1 pseudogene is annotated in these 575 nt (G+C 71.5%); it reads left to right on the top strand.

The window, feature by feature from the left end:
- A pseudogene (locus tag JCM9942_RS17775) lies at positions 1-575 on the top strand (DUF3772 domain-containing protein); the annotation flags it as partial.

Genomic DNA, 575 nt, shown 5'->3' with positions numbered 1-575 from the left:
CTGGGCGCCGCTATGCCGCCTCCGAGCGGGCGCCGGCAGGGCGTCTGCGGCGTACCGGACTGGCGGTGTGGCTGCTGCTGGTCGGTACGCTGATGCCGTGGCTGGCGAGTCTGGCGATGGTGGCGGGGCTGCATGAGATTTCAGCCATCGCACCGCGGTTGGAGCGGGTCGCCGAGCAGTTTTCACTGGCAACCCTGGTGGCTGCCTTCATCGGCGCACTGGCGGCCTGTCTGCTGGTGCCTAAGCGGCCGTCGTGGCGGCTGCTGGATATCGATGACCTGGCCGCCTTGCGCCTGCGCCGCTTCGCGTGGGCGGCGGCAGGCTTGACCTGGCTGACGATGCTGCTGCGGGCGGTGAACGCCGCCGCGCGGACCTCGCAGGTAGGCACGGTGACGCTCGATGGCCTGATCGCGTTGACCTATGTGGTGCTGATCATGTCGATGCTGGTGACCTTGGCCGCGCTGCACCGGCGCCGGGCGGCAGGAGGCGGCCAGGGTCGAGCAGGAGGATGCCGGCAGTGGGCGCGCGCCGAGTGCGCCGCGCAGCGGCTGGCTGGTGGTGGCGCGTCTGGGCGG

Source organism: Stenotrophomonas pictorum JCM 9942, assembly GCF_001310775.1.
Taxonomy (GTDB): domain Bacteria; phylum Pseudomonadota; class Gammaproteobacteria; order Xanthomonadales; family Xanthomonadaceae; genus Stenotrophomonas; species Stenotrophomonas pictorum.
The sequence above is the reverse complement of the archived record's forward strand: the minus strand, read 5'-3'. Positions and strand labels throughout refer to the sequence as shown.